The organism is Escherichia sp. E4742 (assembly GCF_005843885.1).
Taxonomy (GTDB): Bacteria; Pseudomonadota; Gammaproteobacteria; order Enterobacterales; family Enterobacteriaceae; genus Escherichia.
On the sequence record NZ_CP040443.1, the window covers coordinates 4539381 to 4555908 of the forward strand.

Below are 16528 nucleotides of genomic sequence, written 5' to 3' on the forward strand. Positions count from 1 at the left end.
TTTTAATTTTAGCAAATGGCTTTCTGCTGCATTTTCGCTTTTGTGTTCTCTATATCAGCGTAATGAATGTTTTGATCAAATCCCAGGCAAAAAAATAGCCACAAAATAGTAAAAAAACGTTGCAATTCACATACAGTTCTCGACGTAGCCGCCTGAGCTGCCTATTATTACGGCGGTTTCGTTGGACTTAAAGATTTGAGGAAGTAAAGATGCGAGTAATGTTGTGCGTAGGGGCTGCTGTTTTATTGTTATCGGCGTGTAGTAGTGAACCTGTTCAGCAGGCGACCGCGGCGCATGTGGCCCCAGGTTTAAAAGCGTCAATGTCGAGTAGCGGAGAGGCAAATTGTGCAATGATTGGCGGTTCGCTTTCCGTTGCCCGTCAACTGGATGGTACAGCGATCGGGATGTGTGCATTGCCCAACGGCAAACGCTGTAGCGAACAGTCGCTTGCCGCCGGAAGTTGTGGCAGTTATTAATTCATTAAATCCGCCAGCTTATACGTTAATGTCTGTTTTGCGGTCGCCAGCGTTAACTGATTCGCGGTCAGATCCACTTGCGCACCTTCTTTCAGCATTTCGCGGATGGTGTTATCGAGTTCGTTAAGCTGTGGATTGGCACACATCATACGAGTCATTGCCAGTCCTTTAACTTTTAGTTCTCCGTCCGAAAGTTTACCTTCGCCGCTAAAGCGGTTGCACATGTTGCCAGAAATCATCATCTTTTCACCAAAGCTGATTTCTGGCGGGTTTTTCTCGCTGGCAACAGGTTGACCATTTATACTTTCCAGTACGAAACGGTGATGCTGTAACTGTTCTGGCGTTACAGCAATTTTGTCATTACTTACACATCCCGCCATCAGCAGGCTTAGCGCGACTAGCGCGGCAACTTTCTTCATTTTAGTTCTCTACTTAAGGTATAAATTTGGTGCTGTTTGCCGAATACAACGCTGATTGCGTCTTATCCGTCCTTAAAACATATTTTAAGAATAGAAGATCAAATATCTTTGAGGATTATCTGAATAAGCTCCCCTGTATGACAGGGGAGCGGTAAGATTAAACCAGTTCGTTCGGGCAGGGTTCGCCTTTTTCCAGATTGCTCAAGTTTTGCAGCGTTGTCTGGGAAATACTGGTCAGGGCTTCTGCCGTCAGGAACGCCTGGTGTCCGGTGAACAGTACGTTATGGCAGGCTGACAGGCGACGGAAAACATCATCCTGAATCACATCGTTGGATTTATCTTCAAAGAACAGATCGCGTTCATTCTCATACACGTCCATTCCCAGCGAGCCAATTTTCTGGTTTTTCAGTGCTTCAATCGCGGCTTGTGAATCAATCAGCGCACCACGGCTGGTGTTGATGATCATTACGCCATTTTTCATCTGATCGAACGCCGCCTCATTCAGCAGGTGGTAGTTCTCCGGCGTCAGCGGGCAGTGCAGGGAGATAACGTCTGATTCAGAGAACAAGGTCGGCAGATCGACATATTCTACGCCGAGTTCCAGCGCTGCTGCACTTGGATACGGATCGAATGCCAACAGACGCATACCAAAACCTTTCAGTATACGCAGCATTGCCACACCGATTTTACCGGTGCCAATCACCCCCGCCGTTTTACCGTACATAGTAAAACCAGTAAGCCCCTCCAGAGAGAAGTTGGCGTCACGGGTACGCTGATACGCGCGGTGAATACGACGGTTCAGCGTCATCATCATACCAATCGCATGTTCAGCGACGGCTTCCGGATCGTAAGCCGGGACACGCACCACTTTGAATCCCAGTTCTTTTGCTGCGTCGAGATCAACGTTATTGAAACCGGCACAGCGCAGGGCGATATACTTAACGCCGTGCTTTTTCAGCTCTTCCAGCACCGGACGGCTGCCGTCGTCGTTTACGAAAATGCATACTGCTTCGCAACCATTGGCGGTTTTTGCCGTTTTTTCCGTCAGCAGAAAGTCAAAAAATTCCAGCTCAAAGCCAAAGGACTCGTTCACCTGTTGCAGGTACTTTTTGTCGTACTGTTTTGTGCTATATACGGCGAGTTTCATAAGACTTTCTCCAGTGATGTTGAATCACATTTAAGCTACTAAAAATATTTTACAAAATTTAAAATTTAATTGAAAGTTATGGCGATATTGAAAATTCCAGGAACATCTATGCTTAGTGTAGGCGCAACCTTCAACTGAACGGTTAAACATGCCACAATACCTGTATTGACTGCTTAATTTTTCGCTAAATCAGGATATTAACTACCCATGTTGGGTAAATATAAAGCCGTTCTCGCGCTGCTATTACTGATTATTCTTGTGCCGTTGACGCTGCTGATGACGCTCGGGCTGTGGGTTCCCACGCTGGCGGGTATCTGGCTACCGCTCGGTACACGCATTGCATTGGATGAAAGCCCACGCATTACGCGTAAAGGTTTAATTATTCCCGATCTCCGTTATCTGGTTGCTGATTGCCAGTTGGCACACATCACCGATGCCAGTCTTTCGCATCCCAGCCGCTGGTTATTGAACGTCGGTACAGTAGAACTTGACTCCACTTGCCTGGCGAAATTGCCACAGGAAGAACCCTCGCCAGCCGCGCCGAAAACTCTTGCGCAGTGGCAATCTATGCTGCCTAACACCTGGATCAATATTGATAAACTGATTTTTTCACCCTGGCAGGAATGGCAGGGAAAACTCTCTCTATCGTTGACCTCCGATATCCAGCAACTGCGTTATCAGGGCGAAAAAGTTAAATTTCAAGGCCAACTTAAAGGGCAGCAACTCACGGTCAGTGAACTGGATGTTGCCGCCTTTGCAAATCAGCCGCCAGTAAAACTGGTGGGAGAATTTACCATGCCACTTGTGCCGGATGGGCTTCCGGTAAGTGGTCATGCTACAGCAACGTTGAACCTGCCGCAGGAACCGTCACTGGTGGATGCCGAGCTGGAGTGGCAGGAAAATAGTGGGCTATTGATTGTAATGGCTCGAGATAACGGCGATCCGTTGCTCGATTTGCCGTGGGAAATTACCCGCCAACAGTTGACCGTTAGCGATGGTCGCTGGAGCTGGCCGTATGAAGGTTTTCCCCTGAGTGGGCGGCTGGGTATCAAAGTCGACAACTGGCAGGCAGGGCTTGAGAACGCGTTGGTTAGTGGTCGACTGAGTGTGCTGACCCAGGGGCAAGCGGGTAAGGGTAACGCGGTGCTTAATTTCGGCCCAGGAAAATTAAGCATGGATAACAGTCAGATGCCACTGCAACTGATCGGTGAAGCGAAACAGGCAGATCTCATTTTATATGCTCGCTTACCTGCTCACTTAAGCGGAAGTCTGGCTGACCCAACGCTGGCCTTTGAACCGGGCGCATTATTACGCTCTAAAGGGAGAGTCATCGATTCGCTGGACATTGACGAAATCCGCTGGCCGTTAGCAGGTGTTAAAGTGACGCAACGTGGTGTGGACGGTCGCTTGCAGGCCATTTTGCAGGCTCATGAAAATGAATTGGGCGACTTTGTGCTGCATATGGATGGGCTGGCGAATGATTTTCTCCCTGACGCAGGCCGCTGGCAGTGGCGTTACTGGGGCAAGGGCAGTTTTACGCCAATGCACGCCACCTGGGATGTTGCAGGAAAAGGTGAGTGGCAGGACAGCACGATTACGCTGACCGACCTCTCGACCGGTTTCGATCAGTTGCAATATGGCACAATGACGGTAGAAAATCCGCGATTGATTCTCGACGAGCCCGTCGTCTGGGTACGTGACCCACAGAAACCTTCGTTTCGAGGGGCGCTTTCGCTGGATGCAGGACAAACACTTTTCACGGGCGGTAGTGTGTTACCGCCATCAACTTTAAAATTTAGTGTCGATGGACGCGATCCGACGTATTTCCTCTTCAAAGGGGATTTGCATGCTGGCGAGATCGGCCCGGTACGGGTGAATGGTCGCTGGGACGGTATTCGCCTGCGCGGCAACGCCTGGTGGCCAAAACAATCACTGACCGTATTCCAGCCGCTGGTGCCACCAGACTGGAAGATGAACTTACGTGATGGCGAGTTGTATGCCCAGGTGGCATTTTCTGCTGCGCCTGAGCAGGGCTTCCGTGCGGGTGGGCATGGCGTGTTGAAAGGTGGCAGCGCGTGGATGCCAGACAACCAGGTCAACGGTGTCGACTTTGTTTTGCCATTTCGTTTTGCCGACGGTGCGTGGCACCTGGGAACGCGGCGACCTGTGTCATTACGTATTGCTGAGGTGGTTAACCTGGTGACGGCAAAAAATATCACTGCCGATCTTCAGGGCCGTTATCCGTGGACCGAAGACGAACCCTTGTTACTGACCGATGTGAGTGTTGATGTTTTGGGCGGTAACGTGCTGATGAAACAATTACGTATGCCGCAACACGATCCGGCGCTGTTGCGACTGAATAATCTCTCTTCCAGTGAATTGGTGAGCGCCGTCAATCCGAAGCAATTCGCTATGTCAGGGGCATTTAGTGGTGCATTGCCGCTATGGCTTAATAATGAAAAATGGATTGTGAAAGATGGCTGGCTGGCAAACGCAGGTCCCATGACTTTGCGCCTGGATAAAGACACCGCCGATGCAGTGGCAAAAGACAATATGACCGCTGGAACTGCCATCAACTGGTTGCGCTATATGGAAATTAGCCGTTCATCGACAAAAATTAATTTAGATAATCTCGGCGTGTTAACCATGCAGGCGACGATCAGTGGTAATAGTCGCGTCGATGGTAAAACCGGTACGGTAAATCTCAATTACAGCCATGAAGAGAATATTTTCACGCTGTGGCGCAGTTTACGCTTTGGCGATAATCTCCAGGCATGGTTGGAACAGAATGCCCGACTCCCGGAAACTGGCTGCCCATCAGGAAAAGAGTGTGAGGAAAAACAATGAAAATAATGATAGCCGCGTTCGCGTCCTCTTTTATGTTGGTTGGTTGTACGCCGCGCATTGAGGTGGCTGCACCGAAAGAGCCAATCACCATTAATATGAACGTTAAAATTGAGCACGAGATCATCATCAAGGCGGACAAAGATGTTGAAGATTTGCTCAAAACCCGTAGCGATCTTTTTTGAGGTAATGATGAAAAGAACATTACTCATAGCGGTATGGATTATTGGTCTGGTGAGCAGTAGTGCGATGGCATTAACCCTGAATGAAGCCAGAAGTCAGGGGCGGGTAGGTGAAAGGCATAATGGCTACCTTGCGGCTATAAGCCCTGATCCGGAAACACGCGAGCTGGTAGCAAATATCAATCAGGCACGGAAAGAGAGTTATCAGAAGCTCGCTGAAAGCCATAATATCCCATTGGAGGAAGTGGCGAATCTGGCAGGGACGAAGCTGGTGGAAAAGGCAAAACCCGGTGAATACGTGCAGGGCATAAATGGTATGTGGATACGGAAATAACATGCAACGGTAGTTCAAACACCATTGAAACGGCGGTAGACAGCATCGTCGGGCTGAAACTGGACTACGCAGGCAAAGATGGCTGGAGCGCCAACGCGACGCTGGAAGGCGGGCCAAACCTGAGCTATAGCAAGAGCCAGCGCACAGCGAGCCTTGCCGGGGCAGGCAGCCAGCACTTTAACGTCGATGATGGGCAGCAGGGCGGTGGCATCAACAGCCTGGCAAGCGTCGGCGTGAAGTACAGCAGCAAAGAAAGTTCGCTGAATCTGGACGCCTACCACTGGAAAGAAGATGGCGTCAGCGACAAAGGCGTGATGCTGAACTTCAAGAAAACGTTCTAACTTTTAGCATGTGATAGATAAACCGCAACTCTGATACTGGTTGCGGTTTTTTATTGCCGGATGCGACGCTTGACGCGTCTTATCCAGCCTGGGTTTTGGTATGTTTCAGGAGAAATAATTGCAGCGCGTCCGGTAATCTTGTTTATGACTTCGCATTATTTATCTCTTTTCATTCCTATACTGATTTTTCTTAATCCTTTTTCCTACAGAGTCGGGTGCTATGAGCAGCGATACATTTATTCTCGGTACTAAATCCGTAAATCGTCTTGGTTACGGTGCTATGCAGTTGGCTGGTCCCGGTGTTTTCGGGCCGCCAAAAGATCGCCATGTCGCTATTACCGTGCTGCGTGAGGCGCTGGCATTGGGCGTCAATCACATTGATACCAGTGACTTTTATGGTCCGCATGTTACCAATCAGATTATTCGCGAAGCGCTGCATCCTTATTCTGACGACCTGACGATTGTCACTAAAATTGGCGCTCGCAGGGGAGATGACGCTTCCTGGTTGCCCGCCTTTTCGCCGGCAGAGCTGCAAAAAGCGGTGCACGATAATCTACGTAATCTCGGCCTGGACGTACTGGATGTGGTAAACCTGCGCGTTATGATGGGAGATGGTCACGGCCCGACGGAAGGATCGATTGAAGCCAGCCTGACCGTGTTGGCGGAGATGCAACAACAAGGTCTGGTAAAACATATTGGCCTGAGCAACGTCACACCGACGCAGGTTGCAGAGGCGCGCAAGATTGCCGAAATCGTCTGCGTGCAAAACGAATACAACATTGCCCATCGTGCTGATGACGCAATGATTGATGCTTTGGCCCGAGATGGCATTGCCTACGTGCCGTTCTTCCCGCTCGGGGGCTTTACACCGCTACAATCCTCTACGCTGTCGGATGTTGCTGCGAGTCTGGGTGCAACACCAATGCAGGTGGCGCTGGCGTGGCTGTTACAGCGTTCACCGAATATTTTGTTGATTCCTGGGACGTCTTCTGTTGCGCACTTGCGTGAGAATATGGCTGCGGGGGAATTAGTGCTATCTGATGATGTGTTGGCAACGCTGGACAGCATTGCGAAAAAGGTGGATTAAGTAAAAAGCCTCCCGCTCTTGCAGGAGGCCTCTTAAAACTTATGCCGCAACGACTGCGTCAATTGCCGCTTTGGCGTCTGCCTGCGCTTTCGCTGCCATTTCCGGACCGTAGGCAATACCTTCCGCAAAGACAAATTTCACATCGGTAATGCCGATAAAGCCCAGGAACGTGGACAGATACGGCGTCACCAGGTCCGTTGGTCCATCTTTGTGGATCCCACCACGGCTGGTAATAACGATGGCTTTTTTACCTGTTACCAGACCTTCCGGACCGTTCTCGGTATAGCGGAAAGTAACGCCTGCGCGTGCAACCAGGTCAAAATAGTTTTTCAACTGAGTCGAGATGTTGAAGTTATACATCGGTGCCGCAATAACGATAACGTCGTGGGCTTTCAGCTCGGCAATCAGCTCATCGGAAAGCGCCAGAGCTTCCTGCTGACGCGGAGTCAGCGGCGCATCGCTCGGACGCAGTGCGCCAACCAGTTCGCCATCCAGTACCGGAATCGGATTTGCAGCCAGGTCGCGAACGGTGATTTCATCAGCGGAGTGCTTTTCGCGCCATTGTTCAACAAAATAATCGGACAACAAATTAGACTGAGAGTACCCTGCCAGGATGCTGGATTTAAGAACTAATACCTTGCTCATGGTGTTTCCTTATAGATGTTTGAATGGGCGATGCCCCGTTGCTTGTTGACACTTTATTCACAATCCTGCCACAGAGATAGCGCAATAAATCGAAGCCTATGTTCGAATTTATTGAACAACGCATAGAAAGCCGCGATGTGGTACTCTATATCTATCATTTAAAAGAAAATTAACCAGGCAGACTACTGCCCTCTAACGTTATGACAGAACAACAAAAATTGACCTTTAATGCCTTGCAGCAGCGGCTGGATTCGCTGATGCTGCGTGACAGACTGCGTTTTTCTCGCCGTCTGCACGGCGTGAAGAAGGTTAAAAATCCTGATGCACAACAGGCCATTTTCCAGGAGATGGCGAAAGAGATTGACCAGGCGGCAGGGAAAGTCCTGCTGCGTGAAGCGGCACGACCGGAAATCACTTATCCGGACAATTTGCCGGTTAGCCAGAAAAAACAGGACATACTCGAAGCGATTCGTGACAACCAGGTGGTGATCGTCGCCGGGGAAACGGGTTCCGGTAAAACGACTCAGCTACCGAAAATCTGTATGGAGCTGGGGCGCGGGATTAAAGGGCTGATCGGCCACACCCAGCCGCGTCGCCTGGCGGCAAGAACGGTGGCGAACCGTATTGCTGAAGAGCTGAAAACGGAGCCGGGCGGTTGCATCGGTTACAAAGTGCGTTTCAGCGATCACGTAAGTGATAACACGATGGTCAAACTGATGACTGACGGTATCTTGCTGGCGGAGATCCAGCAAGACCGCCTGCTGATGCAGTACGACACCATCATTATTGACGAAGCGCACGAACGCAGCCTGAATATCGATTTTCTGCTCGGCTATTTGAAAGAGTTGCTGCCGCGGCGTCCTGACCTAAAAATCATTATCACTTCCGCGACTATCGACCCGGAACGCTTTTCGCGCCACTTTAATAATGCGCCGATTATCGAAGTCTCCGGTCGGACCTATCCGGTGGAAGTGCGCTATCGCCCGATTGTTGAAGAAGCCGATGACACCGAGCGCGACCAGTTGCAGGCGATTTTTGACGCCGTAGACGAACTGAGCCAGGAAAGTCCTGGTGATATCCTGATCTTTATGAGCGGTGAGCGGGAAATTCGCGATACCGCCGATGCGCTGAACAAGCTGAACTTACGCCATACCGAAATCTTGCCGCTTTATGCGCGGCTTTCGAATAGCGAACAGAACCGCGTGTTCCAGTCGCACAGCGGACGGCGCATTGTGCTGGCGACCAACGTCGCAGAAACCTCGCTGACCGTACCGGGTATTAAGTACGTTATTGACCCAGGTACGGCGCGTATCAGCCGCTACAGCTATCGCACCAAAGTGCAGCGATTGCCGATTGAGCCCATTTCGCAGGCTTCAGCTAATCAGCGTAAAGGCCGCTGTGGTCGTGTGTCAGAAGGGATCTGTATTCGTCTCTATTCCGAAGACGATTTCCTCTCGCGCCCGGAGTTTACCGATCCGGAGATTCTGCGTACCAACCTGGCCTCGGTTATTTTGCAGATGACCGCGCTGGGGCTGGGCGATATCGCCGCGTTCCCGTTTGTCGAAGCGCCAGATAAACGCAATATTCAGGATGGCGTGCGTCTGCTCGAAGAGCTGGGTGCGATCACCACTGATGAACAGGCCAGCGCCTATAAACTGACGCCGCTCGGTCGCCAGCTCTCGCAGCTGCCGGTCGACCCGCGTCTGGCGCGTATGGTACTGGAAGCTCAGAAACATGGCTGCGTGCGTGAGGCGATGATTATCACTTCCGCGCTCTCCATTCAGGACCCACGTGAGCGTCCGATGGACAAACAGCAGGCATCGGACGAAAAACATCGTCGCTTCCACGATAAAGAGTCCGACTTCCTGGCGTTTGTGAATCTGTGGAATTATCTCGGGGAGCAGCAAAAGGCGCTCTCTTCAAACGCCTTCCGTCGCCTGTGCCGTACCGATTACCTAAACTATCTGCGCGTGCGCGAATGGCAGGACATCTACACCCAGCTGCGCCAGGTAGTAAAAGAACTTGGCATTCCGGTTAACAGCGAACCGGCGGAGTATCGCGAAATTCACATCGCCTTACTGACCGGTTTGCTTTCCCATATCGGCATGAAAGATGCCGATAAACAAGAATATACCGGCGCACGTAACGCGCGTTTCTCCATTTTCCCCGGTTCTGGTTTATTCAAAAAGCCGCCGAAATGGGTGATGGTGGCGGAACTGGTAGAAACCAGCCGCCTGTGGGGGCGCATTGCGGCACGCATCGATCCAGAATGGGTGGAACCCGTCGCTCAGCATTTGATTAAACGCACCTACAGTGAACCGCATTGGGAACGGGCGCAGGGTGCGGTGATGGCAACGGAAAAAGTCACCGTTTACGGTTTGCCGATTGTTGCTGCGCGTAAGGTTAACTACAGCCAAATTGATCCTGCGTTGTGTCGTGAACTCTTTATTCGCCATGCGCTCGTAGAAGGTGACTGGCAGACGCGCCACGCATTCTTCCGTGAAAACCTGAAACTGCGGGCCGAAGTGGAAGAACTGGAACACAAAACCCGTCGCCGCGATATTTTGGTTGATGACGAAACGTTGTTTGAGTTCTACGACCAGCGCATCAGCCATGATGTGATCTCTGCACGCCACTTCGACAGCTGGTGGAAAAAAGTCTGCCGCGATACGCCTGATTTGCTCAACTTTGAAAAGAGCATGTTGATCAAAGAAGGTGCGGAAAAAATCAGCAAGCTGGATTATCCGAACTTCTGGCATCAGGGCAATCTCAAGCTGCGTTTGAGTTATCAGTTTGAGCCGGGGGCAGATGCTGACGGCGTGACCGTGCATATCCCGCTGCCGTTACTTAACCAGGTTGAGGAGAGCGGATTTGAATGGCAGATCCCTGGCCTGCGTCGTGAGCTGGTTATTGCACTGATAAAATCGTTGCCGAAACCGGTACGCCGTAATTTTGTTCCTGCGCCAAACTACGCCGAAGCGTTTTTAGGCCGCGTCACGCCGCTGGAACTGCCGTTGCTCGACAGCCTTGAGCGTGAACTGCGGCGGATGACTGGCGTTACTGTTGACCGCGAAGACTGGCACTGGGATCAGGTCCCCGATCACCTGAAAATCACCTTCCGTGTAGTGGATGACAAAAACAAGAAGCTAAAAGAAGGGCGCTCATTACAAGATCTAAAAGATGCCCTGAAAGGCAAAGTGCAGGAAACGCTGTCTGCGGTGGCGGATGACGGTATCGAGCAGAGCGGCTTACATATCTGGAGTTTTGGTCAACTGCCGGAAAGCTACGAGCAGAAGCGTGGCAACTACAAAGTGAAGGCGTGGCCAGCGCTGGTGGATGAGCGCGACAGTGTGGCGATCAAACTGTTTGATAACCCGCTGGAGCAAAAGCAGGCAATGTGGAACGGTCTTCGCCGTCTACTGCTGCTGAATATTCCATCGCCGATCAAGTATTTACATGAAAAGTTACCGAACAAAGCCAAGCTGGGACTGTACTTTAACCCGTATGGCAAAGTGCTGGAGCTGATTGACGACTGTATCTCCTGCGGTGTGGATCAACTGATCGACGCCAATGGTGGTCCGGTCTGGACGGAAGAAGGCTTTGCTGCGCTGCATGAAAAAGTCCGCGCCGAACTGAATGACACGGTGGTGGATATTGCGAAGCAGGTCGAGCAAATCCTCACTGCGGTGTTCAATATCAACAAACGCCTGAAAGGGCGGGTGGATATGACGATGGCGCTGGGACTGTCGGATATCAAAGCGCAGATGGGCGGGCTGGTTTATCGCGGTTTTGTTACTGGTAACGGCTTCAAACGGCTGGGCGACACGCTGCGATATTTGCAGGCGATTGAAAAACGACTGGAAAAACTGGCGATTGATCCACATCGCGATCGTGCACAGATGCTGAAAGTCGAAAACGTCCAGCAGGCGTGGCAGCAATGGATCAACAAACTGCCACCTGCACGTCGTGAGGATGAAGACGTGAAAGAGATCCGCTGGATGATAGAAGAGCTGCGCGTCAGCTATTTTGCCCAACAACTCGGTACACCTTATCCGATTTCAGATAAGCGTATTTTGCAGGCGATGGAGCAGATTAGCGGTTAATCCTTCTATTTGCCTGATAAATCTAAAACCCGGTAAGCATTTAGCGCCGGGTTTTTTATTAATTCTAAAAACGGTAAGGGCAAAAATTAGGGAATTCAGAAAAATACAATTCTCTGCTGCAAGATGAATAATGTTTATCTACAGCTTTTCCGTAAAAGATATGTCAGGCTTGCGGAGAGGCGGTTAAGGAAATACGGCTTCTTCCTTTCAGAGTGCTCCGCTTCTCTTTATTATCTCACGCAGTATTCTTAAGGGAACGATAAGGAGGGACCATGAATATTAACCCGTTTCCGACGCTTTCAGCGTCAACCATTGATGCTATAAACGTTATCGGTCGATGGCTGGCGCAGGATGATTTCTCCGGTGAAGCTCCGTATCAGGCCGATTGCGTGATACTTGCAGGCAATGCTGTCATTCCCACTATCGATGCCGCTTGTAAGATTGCAAGAGATCAGCAAATTCCTTTACTGATTAGTGGTGGTATAGGTCACTCGACAACTTTTTTGTATAGCGCCATCGCACAGCATCCGCACTACAACACTATCCGCACCACTGGCAGGGCAGAAGCGACCATCCTTGCGGATATCGCCCATCAGTTTTGGTATATTCCACATGAAAAAATCTGGATTGAAGATCAGTCAACTAACTGTGGAGAAAATGCCCGTTTCAGTATCGCATTATTGAATCAGTTAGCAGAGCGAGTCCATACCACGATTGTCGTCCAGGATCCCACTATGCAACGCCGAACCATGGCGACGTTCCGTCGTATTACAGGAGATAATCCTGATGCACCTCGCTGGCTAAGTTATCCGGGATTCGTACCACAGTTGGGAAATGATGCAGGCAGCGTGACGTTTGCTAATCCGCTTACAGGACTATGGCCAGTTGAGCGATATTTGTCCCTACTTACTGGCGAGCTGCCACGCTTGCGCGATGACAGCGATGGCTATGGACCGCGCGGACGCGATTTTATCGTTCACGTCGATTTTCCGTCAGAAGTTACGCAGGCATGGCAGCTATTACAGCATGACGCAGTGCTTATTGAGGCAATGGAGAGTCGCTCACTGCGCTAATAATTGCCCGTTTGTGAACAAATGATTGCAAACGGGTAATAATCTGATCTTTTTCTTCCTCTCTTTATTCCCGTCGTATCTCTTTTTATGAAGCCTTTCACAAAATTGCACATCCACGATGCCTTCTCTGCTGTGATTGATGTTAATTAACATGTGAATTACAAAATATAAACATATCAATCGCAGGAGTAGCCCATGTCTGTACCCGTTCAACATCCTATGTATATCGATGGACAATTTGTCACCTGGCGCGGCGACGCATGGATTGATGTGGTTAACCCCGCAACAGAGGCAGTGATTTCCCGCATTCCTGATGGTCAGGCTGAAGATGCTCGCAAAGCAATCGATGCAGCAGAGCGTGCACAGCCAGAATGGGAAGCATTACCCGCGATTGAACGAGCGAACTGGTTACGGAAAATCTCTGCGGGGATCCGCGAACGGGCCAGTGAAATTAGCTCATTGATCGTCGAGGAAGGTGGCAAAATTCAACAGCTGGCCGAAGTCGAAGTCGCTTTTACTGCTGACTATATTGATTACATGGCGGAATGGGCTCGTCGCTACGAGGGCGAGATTATTCAAAGTGATCGACCTGGGGAAAACATCCTGCTGTTTAAACGTGCGTTGGGTGTAACGACCGGTATCCTACCGTGGAACTTCCCGTTTTTCCTGATCGCTCGCAAAATGGCGCCAGCTCTTCTCACAGGCAATACCATCGTCATCAAACCGAGCGAATTTACGCCAAACAATGCGATCGCATTTGCTAAAATCGTCGACGAAATTGGCCTACCACGCGGCGTGTTTAACCTTGTGTTAGGACGCGGTGAAACGGTTGGTCAGGAGTTGGCGGGTAATCCAAAAGTCGCTATGGTCAGCATGACAGGCAGCGTCGCTGCCGGAGAAAAAATCATGGCGACCGCGGCGAAAAATATCACCAAAGTGTGTCTGGAGCTGGGGGGCAAAGCCCCTGCTATCGTGATGGATGACGCCGATCTTGAATTGGCCGTCAAAGCCATTGTTGATTCCCGCGTGATAAATACCGGGCAGGTGTGCAACTGTGCGGAACGTGTCTATGTGCAGAAAGGTATTTACGATCGCTTTGTTAATCGACTGGGCGAGGCAATGCAGGCAGTTCAATTTGGTAACCCCGCCGAACGTAACGACATTGCGATGGGGCCGCTGATTAACGCTGCGGCTCTGGAAAGGGTGGAACAAAAGGTAGCGCGGGCAGTAGAAGAGGGCGCGAGAATCGCGTTGGGTGGTAAGGCTGTAGAAGGGAAAGGTTATTATTATCCGCCAACGTTGCTTTTGGATGTCCGACAGGAAATGTCCATTATGCACGAAGAAACCTTTGGGCCGGTGCTGCCGGTAGTCGCTTTTGACACGCTGGAACAGGCTATCTCCATGGCCAACGACAGTGATTATGGCCTGACGTCATCGATATATACCGAGAATCTTAACGTGGCGATGAAAGCCATCAAAGGACTCAAGTTTGGCGAAACCTACATCAATCGAGAAAACTTCGAAGCTATGCAAGGTTTCCATGCTGGATGGCGTAAGTCGGGTATTGGCGGCGCAGATGGCAAACATGGTTTGCATGAGTATCTACAGACTCAGGTGGTCTATTTGCAGTCGTAAGGTATGAAAGAGGCGGAGGTTTTTCCTCCGCCAGTGCTGGTCAGAGTTTAGCGAATTTTTCCAGAGTACGAATGAGTTGAGTGACAAAACCATACTCGTTATCGTACCAGGCGACGGTCTTCACCAGTTGTAAATCGCCCACTGCGGTGATTTCCGTTTGGGTCGCATCAAACACCGAACCAAAATGGCTGCCAATGATATCGGAAGAGACAATTTCTTCGTCGGTATAACCAAATGACTCGTTATTGGTCGTTGCTTTTTTAAGTGCGTTATTCACCTCTTCAGCAGTCACTTTTTTCCCCAGGATAGACACCAGCTCGGTCACTGAACCTGTTTTCACTGGCACGCGTTGCGCATGGCCTTTAAGTTTGCCGCTAAGTTCCGGGATCACCAGACCAATGGCTTTTGCCGCACCGGTAGTGTGGGGGATGATATTTTCCGCCGCCGCCCGCGATGCACGTAAATCTTTACCACGCGGACCATCCACCAGAGACTGGGTGCCGGTATAGGCATGGATCGTTGTCATTGTGCCAACTTCTATCCCAAAACTGTCATGCAATGCTTTGGCCATAGGCGCAAGACAGTTGGTTGTGCAGGACGCCACAGAAATAATGGTGTCGTTGCCATCCAGAGTTCCATCATTGACGTTATAAACGATGGTTTTCATTTCTCCTGCCGGGGCGGAAATCAACACCTTCTTCGCGCCAGCGTCCAGGTGCGCATGGGATTTTTCTGCGGAAGTATAAAAACCGGTACATTCAATGACAATTTCAGCCCCTTTTACTTTCCAGGGGATATTTTTCGCGTCTTTTTCGGCGTAAACCGCAATACTTTTTCCATCAACAATAAGTGAATCCTCTGTGAAATCGACGCTCCAGGGGAAAGGACCGTAGTTTGAATCGTGCTTTAGTAGGTAGGCGAGAATTTTTGGGGAAGTGAGATCATTAATAGCGACGACGTCTATGTTGCTTTTGACTTCAAGTAATCGACGCAACACCAGTCGACCGATACGACCAAAACCGTTAATACCAACTTTGCTCATGGTTTTCTCCAGTCAAGAACTTGTGGGTAAAAATTAGTCCTTTCCAGGCTTAGACCAGGATGACAGGATGGGCAATCTACATTTTTGCCATGAAACGTAACGTACTGAAAACGGGTGAACAATATTTAATGAAATTTTAAGAAAAGCTCGTTATGTTAACGGCAAATTGTGTTAAAGCAGGAAATGTTATGGAAATTAGATACTCAAGGTTACAAATTGGCATCCACTGGCTGGTCTTTTTGCTGGTTATTGCAGCCTATTGTGCAATGGAGTTTCGTGGTTTTTTCCCGCGTAGCGATCGTCCGGTGATCAACATGATCCACGTTTCATGTGGCATCTCAATTCTCGTGCTGATGGTGCTTCGTCTGTTACTCAGATTGAAATACCCAACGCCGCCCATTGTACCGAAACCCAGGCCCATGATGACGGGACTCGCTCATTTGGGACATTTGGTGATCTATCTCCTGTTTATTGTATTGCCAGTGATTGGTTTGGTGATGATGTATAACCGGGGTAATCCGTGGTTTGCGTTTGGTCTGACGATGCCTTACGCGTCAGAGGCCAATTTTGACCTGGTGGATAGATTAAAGTGGTGGCATGAAACGTTGGCCAATCTGGGATATTTCGTTATCGGGCTTCATGCGGCTGCAGCTCTGGCGCACCACTATCTATGGAAAGACAACACGCTTTTGCGCATGATGCCGCGTAAGCGCTCCTGAGGGTATTAGAAGAAAGCGCCTGTACTAAACCAGACCCGTGGTACAGGCGAAGAATACGGGCCTACATCGGAAGCGCCTATTATATTTATTTGTATGACAAATAAAACCATAATCCGAGTTTATATGTTCAACGGGTTGATATTTAATCAACATATCTACTGTTAAGATTGAAATTCAATTTCCCCAATCCTTGATCTCCCTAAGTGAAATAAAGACCGCGCAGCGTATAACTTTTATACCGAACATAAGATTCGGCAAGCCATGGAGGTTGTATGAAAAAGTTGCTCTTTATTTTACTGATGGGATTACTGATGTCTTTTTATGTTGATGCCGGGCGAAAACCCTGTGCTGGTGCCAAAGGGGGGATCTCTCACTGTACTGCTGGCGGCAAATTTGTCTGTAATGATGGTTCTATCAGCGCATCGAAAAAAACATGCACTAACTAAACAGGGGCGCCATGAGAAAATGAACTCGTCAACCA

The 16528-nt window shown here is 49.9% G+C and carries 14 protein-coding genes and 1 pseudogene; 11 read left to right on the forward strand and 4 right to left on the reverse strand.

Going from position 1 to position 16528, the window contains the following annotated elements:
• Positions 1–209: 209 nt before the first annotated feature.
• Positions 210–476 (forward strand): putative hemolysin, encoded by a 267-nt coding sequence (locus FEM44_RS22125; RefSeq protein WP_064527363.1) that lies wholly within the window; start codon positions 210–212, stop codon positions 474–476.
• On the opposite strand, the gene hslJ is transcribed toward FEM44_RS22125, so the two are convergent.
• Both hslJ and ldhA read right to left on the reverse strand, forming a co-directional pair.
• Complete coding sequence (gene hslJ, locus FEM44_RS22130) at positions 473–895, reverse strand: heat shock protein HslJ (protein WP_135522783.1); 423 nt, start codon at positions 893–895, stop codon at positions 473–475. The two genes, FEM44_RS22125 and hslJ, sit on opposite strands and share 4 nt — an antisense overlap.
• A gap of 157 nt (positions 896–1052) precedes the next feature.
• Positions 1053–2042 carry a D-lactate dehydrogenase gene (gene ldhA, locus FEM44_RS22135; protein ID WP_064527367.1) on the reverse strand — a complete coding sequence of 330 codons (990 nt, stop codon included), beginning with the start codon at positions 2040–2042 and terminating at the stop codon, positions 1053–1055.
• A gap of 207 nt (positions 2043–2249) precedes the next feature.
• On the opposite strand from ldhA, the gene FEM44_RS22140 reads away from it, so the two are divergent.
• From FEM44_RS22140 to pdxI, 5 genes and pseudogenes are all read left to right on the forward strand, one after another.
• Positions 2250–4889 carry a YdbH family protein gene (locus FEM44_RS22140; protein WP_135522782.1) on the forward strand — a complete coding sequence of 880 codons (2640 nt, stop codon included), beginning with the start codon at positions 2250–2252 and terminating at the stop codon, positions 4887–4889.
• Positions 4886–5071, forward strand: a complete 186-nt coding sequence (locus FEM44_RS22145; protein ID WP_135522781.1) for a YnbE family lipoprotein — start codon at positions 4886–4888, stop codon at positions 5069–5071. The genes FEM44_RS22140 and FEM44_RS22145 overlap by 4 nt, the downstream gene beginning before the upstream one ends.
• A 7-nt stretch (positions 5072–5078) precedes the next feature.
• Positions 5079–5402, forward strand: a complete 324-nt coding sequence (locus FEM44_RS22150) for a YdbL family protein (RefSeq protein ID WP_135486333.1) — start codon at positions 5079–5081, stop codon at positions 5400–5402.
• A gap of 26 nt (positions 5403–5428) precedes the next feature.
• Positions 5429–5743, forward strand: a pseudogene (locus tag FEM44_RS22155) (hypothetical protein); the annotation flags it as partial.
• A gap of 220 nt (positions 5744–5963) precedes the next feature.
• Positions 5964–6830 (forward strand): pyridoxine 4-dehydrogenase, encoded by an 867-nt coding sequence (gene pdxI / locus FEM44_RS22160; protein ID WP_135522780.1) that lies wholly within the window; start codon positions 5964–5966, stop codon positions 6828–6830.
• 39 nt (positions 6831–6869) lie between these two features.
• On the opposite strand, the gene azoR is transcribed toward pdxI, so the two are convergent.
• Complete coding sequence (gene azoR, locus FEM44_RS22165; RefSeq protein ID WP_135522779.1) at positions 6870–7475, reverse strand: FMN-dependent NADH-azoreductase; 606 nt, start codon at positions 7473–7475, stop codon at positions 6870–6872.
• Between the two features lie 200 nt (positions 7476–7675).
• On the opposite strand from azoR, the gene hrpA reads away from it, so the two are divergent.
• From hrpA to aldA, 3 genes are all read left to right on the forward strand, one after another.
• Positions 7676–11578, forward strand: coding sequence for an ATP-dependent RNA helicase HrpA (hrpA, locus tag FEM44_RS22170; RefSeq protein WP_135522778.1), 3903 nt, complete (start codon positions 7676–7678; stop codon positions 11576–11578).
• Positions 11579–11850: 272 nt separating this feature from the next.
• Positions 11851–12651, forward strand: coding sequence for a DUF218 domain-containing protein YdcF (ydcF, locus tag FEM44_RS22175; protein ID WP_135522777.1), 801 nt, complete (start codon positions 11851–11853; stop codon positions 12649–12651).
• Between the two features lie 195 nt (positions 12652–12846).
• Positions 12847–14286 (forward strand): aldehyde dehydrogenase, encoded by a 1440-nt coding sequence (aldA, locus tag FEM44_RS22180; RefSeq protein ID WP_135522776.1) that lies wholly within the window; start codon positions 12847–12849, stop codon positions 14284–14286.
• A gap of 40 nt (positions 14287–14326) precedes the next feature.
• On the opposite strand, the gene gap is transcribed toward aldA, so the two are convergent.
• A complete protein-coding gene (gap, locus tag FEM44_RS22185; RefSeq protein WP_135522775.1) occupies positions 14327–15328 on the reverse strand; it encodes a type I glyceraldehyde-3-phosphate dehydrogenase in 1002 nt (333 codons plus the stop codon).
• A gap of 188 nt (positions 15329–15516) precedes the next feature.
• Between gap and cybB the strand changes: the two genes are divergently transcribed.
• Both cybB and FEM44_RS22195 read left to right on the forward strand, forming a co-directional pair.
• Positions 15517–16047, forward strand: coding sequence for a cytochrome b561 (cybB, locus tag FEM44_RS22190; RefSeq protein ID WP_135522774.1), 531 nt, complete (start codon positions 15517–15519; stop codon positions 16045–16047).
• A gap of 272 nt (positions 16048–16319) precedes the next feature.
• On the forward strand, positions 16320–16493 hold the full coding sequence (locus tag FEM44_RS22195) for a hypothetical protein (protein ID WP_135522773.1): 174 nt from the start codon (positions 16320–16322) through the stop codon (positions 16491–16493).
• Positions 16494–16528 lie beyond the last annotated feature (35 nt).

What these genes read in the sequence shown, in the direction of transcription:
- FEM44_RS22125 (WP_064527363.1), top strand. Translation starts at nt 210, where the DNA reads ATGCGAGTAATGTTGTGCGTAGGGGCTGCTGTTTTATTGTTATCGGCG.
- hslJ (WP_135522783.1), bottom strand. Translation starts at nt 895, where the DNA reads ATGAAGAAAGTTGCCGCGCTAGTCGCGCTAAGCCTGCTGATGGCGGGA.
- ldhA (WP_064527367.1), bottom strand. Translation starts at nt 2,042, where the DNA reads ATGAAACTCGCCGTATATAGCACAAAACAGTACGACAAAAAGTACCTG.
- FEM44_RS22140 (WP_135522782.1), top strand. Translation starts at nt 2,250, where the DNA reads ATGTTGGGTAAATATAAAGCCGTTCTCGCGCTGCTATTACTGATTATT.
- FEM44_RS22145 (WP_135522781.1), top strand. Translation starts at nt 4,886, where the DNA reads ATGAAAATAATGATAGCCGCGTTCGCGTCCTCTTTTATGTTGGTTGGT.
- FEM44_RS22150 (WP_135486333.1), top strand. Translation starts at nt 5,079, where the DNA reads ATGAAAAGAACATTACTCATAGCGGTATGGATTATTGGTCTGGTGAGC.
- pdxI (WP_135522780.1), top strand. Translation starts at nt 5,964, where the DNA reads ATGAGCAGCGATACATTTATTCTCGGTACTAAATCCGTAAATCGTCTT.
- azoR (WP_135522779.1), bottom strand. Translation starts at nt 7,475, where the DNA reads ATGAGCAAGGTATTAGTTCTTAAATCCAGCATCCTGGCAGGGTACTCT.
- hrpA (WP_135522778.1), top strand. Translation starts at nt 7,676, where the DNA reads ATGACAGAACAACAAAAATTGACCTTTAATGCCTTGCAGCAGCGGCTG.
- ydcF (WP_135522777.1), top strand. Translation starts at nt 11,851, where the DNA reads ATGAATATTAACCCGTTTCCGACGCTTTCAGCGTCAACCATTGATGCT.
- aldA (WP_135522776.1), top strand. Translation starts at nt 12,847, where the DNA reads ATGTCTGTACCCGTTCAACATCCTATGTATATCGATGGACAATTTGTC.
- gap (WP_135522775.1), bottom strand. Translation starts at nt 15,328, where the DNA reads ATGAGCAAAGTTGGTATTAACGGTTTTGGTCGTATCGGTCGACTGGTG.
- cybB (WP_135522774.1), top strand. Translation starts at nt 15,517, where the DNA reads ATGGAAATTAGATACTCAAGGTTACAAATTGGCATCCACTGGCTGGTC.
- FEM44_RS22195 (WP_135522773.1), top strand. Translation starts at nt 16,320, where the DNA reads ATGAAAAAGTTGCTCTTTATTTTACTGATGGGATTACTGATGTCTTTT.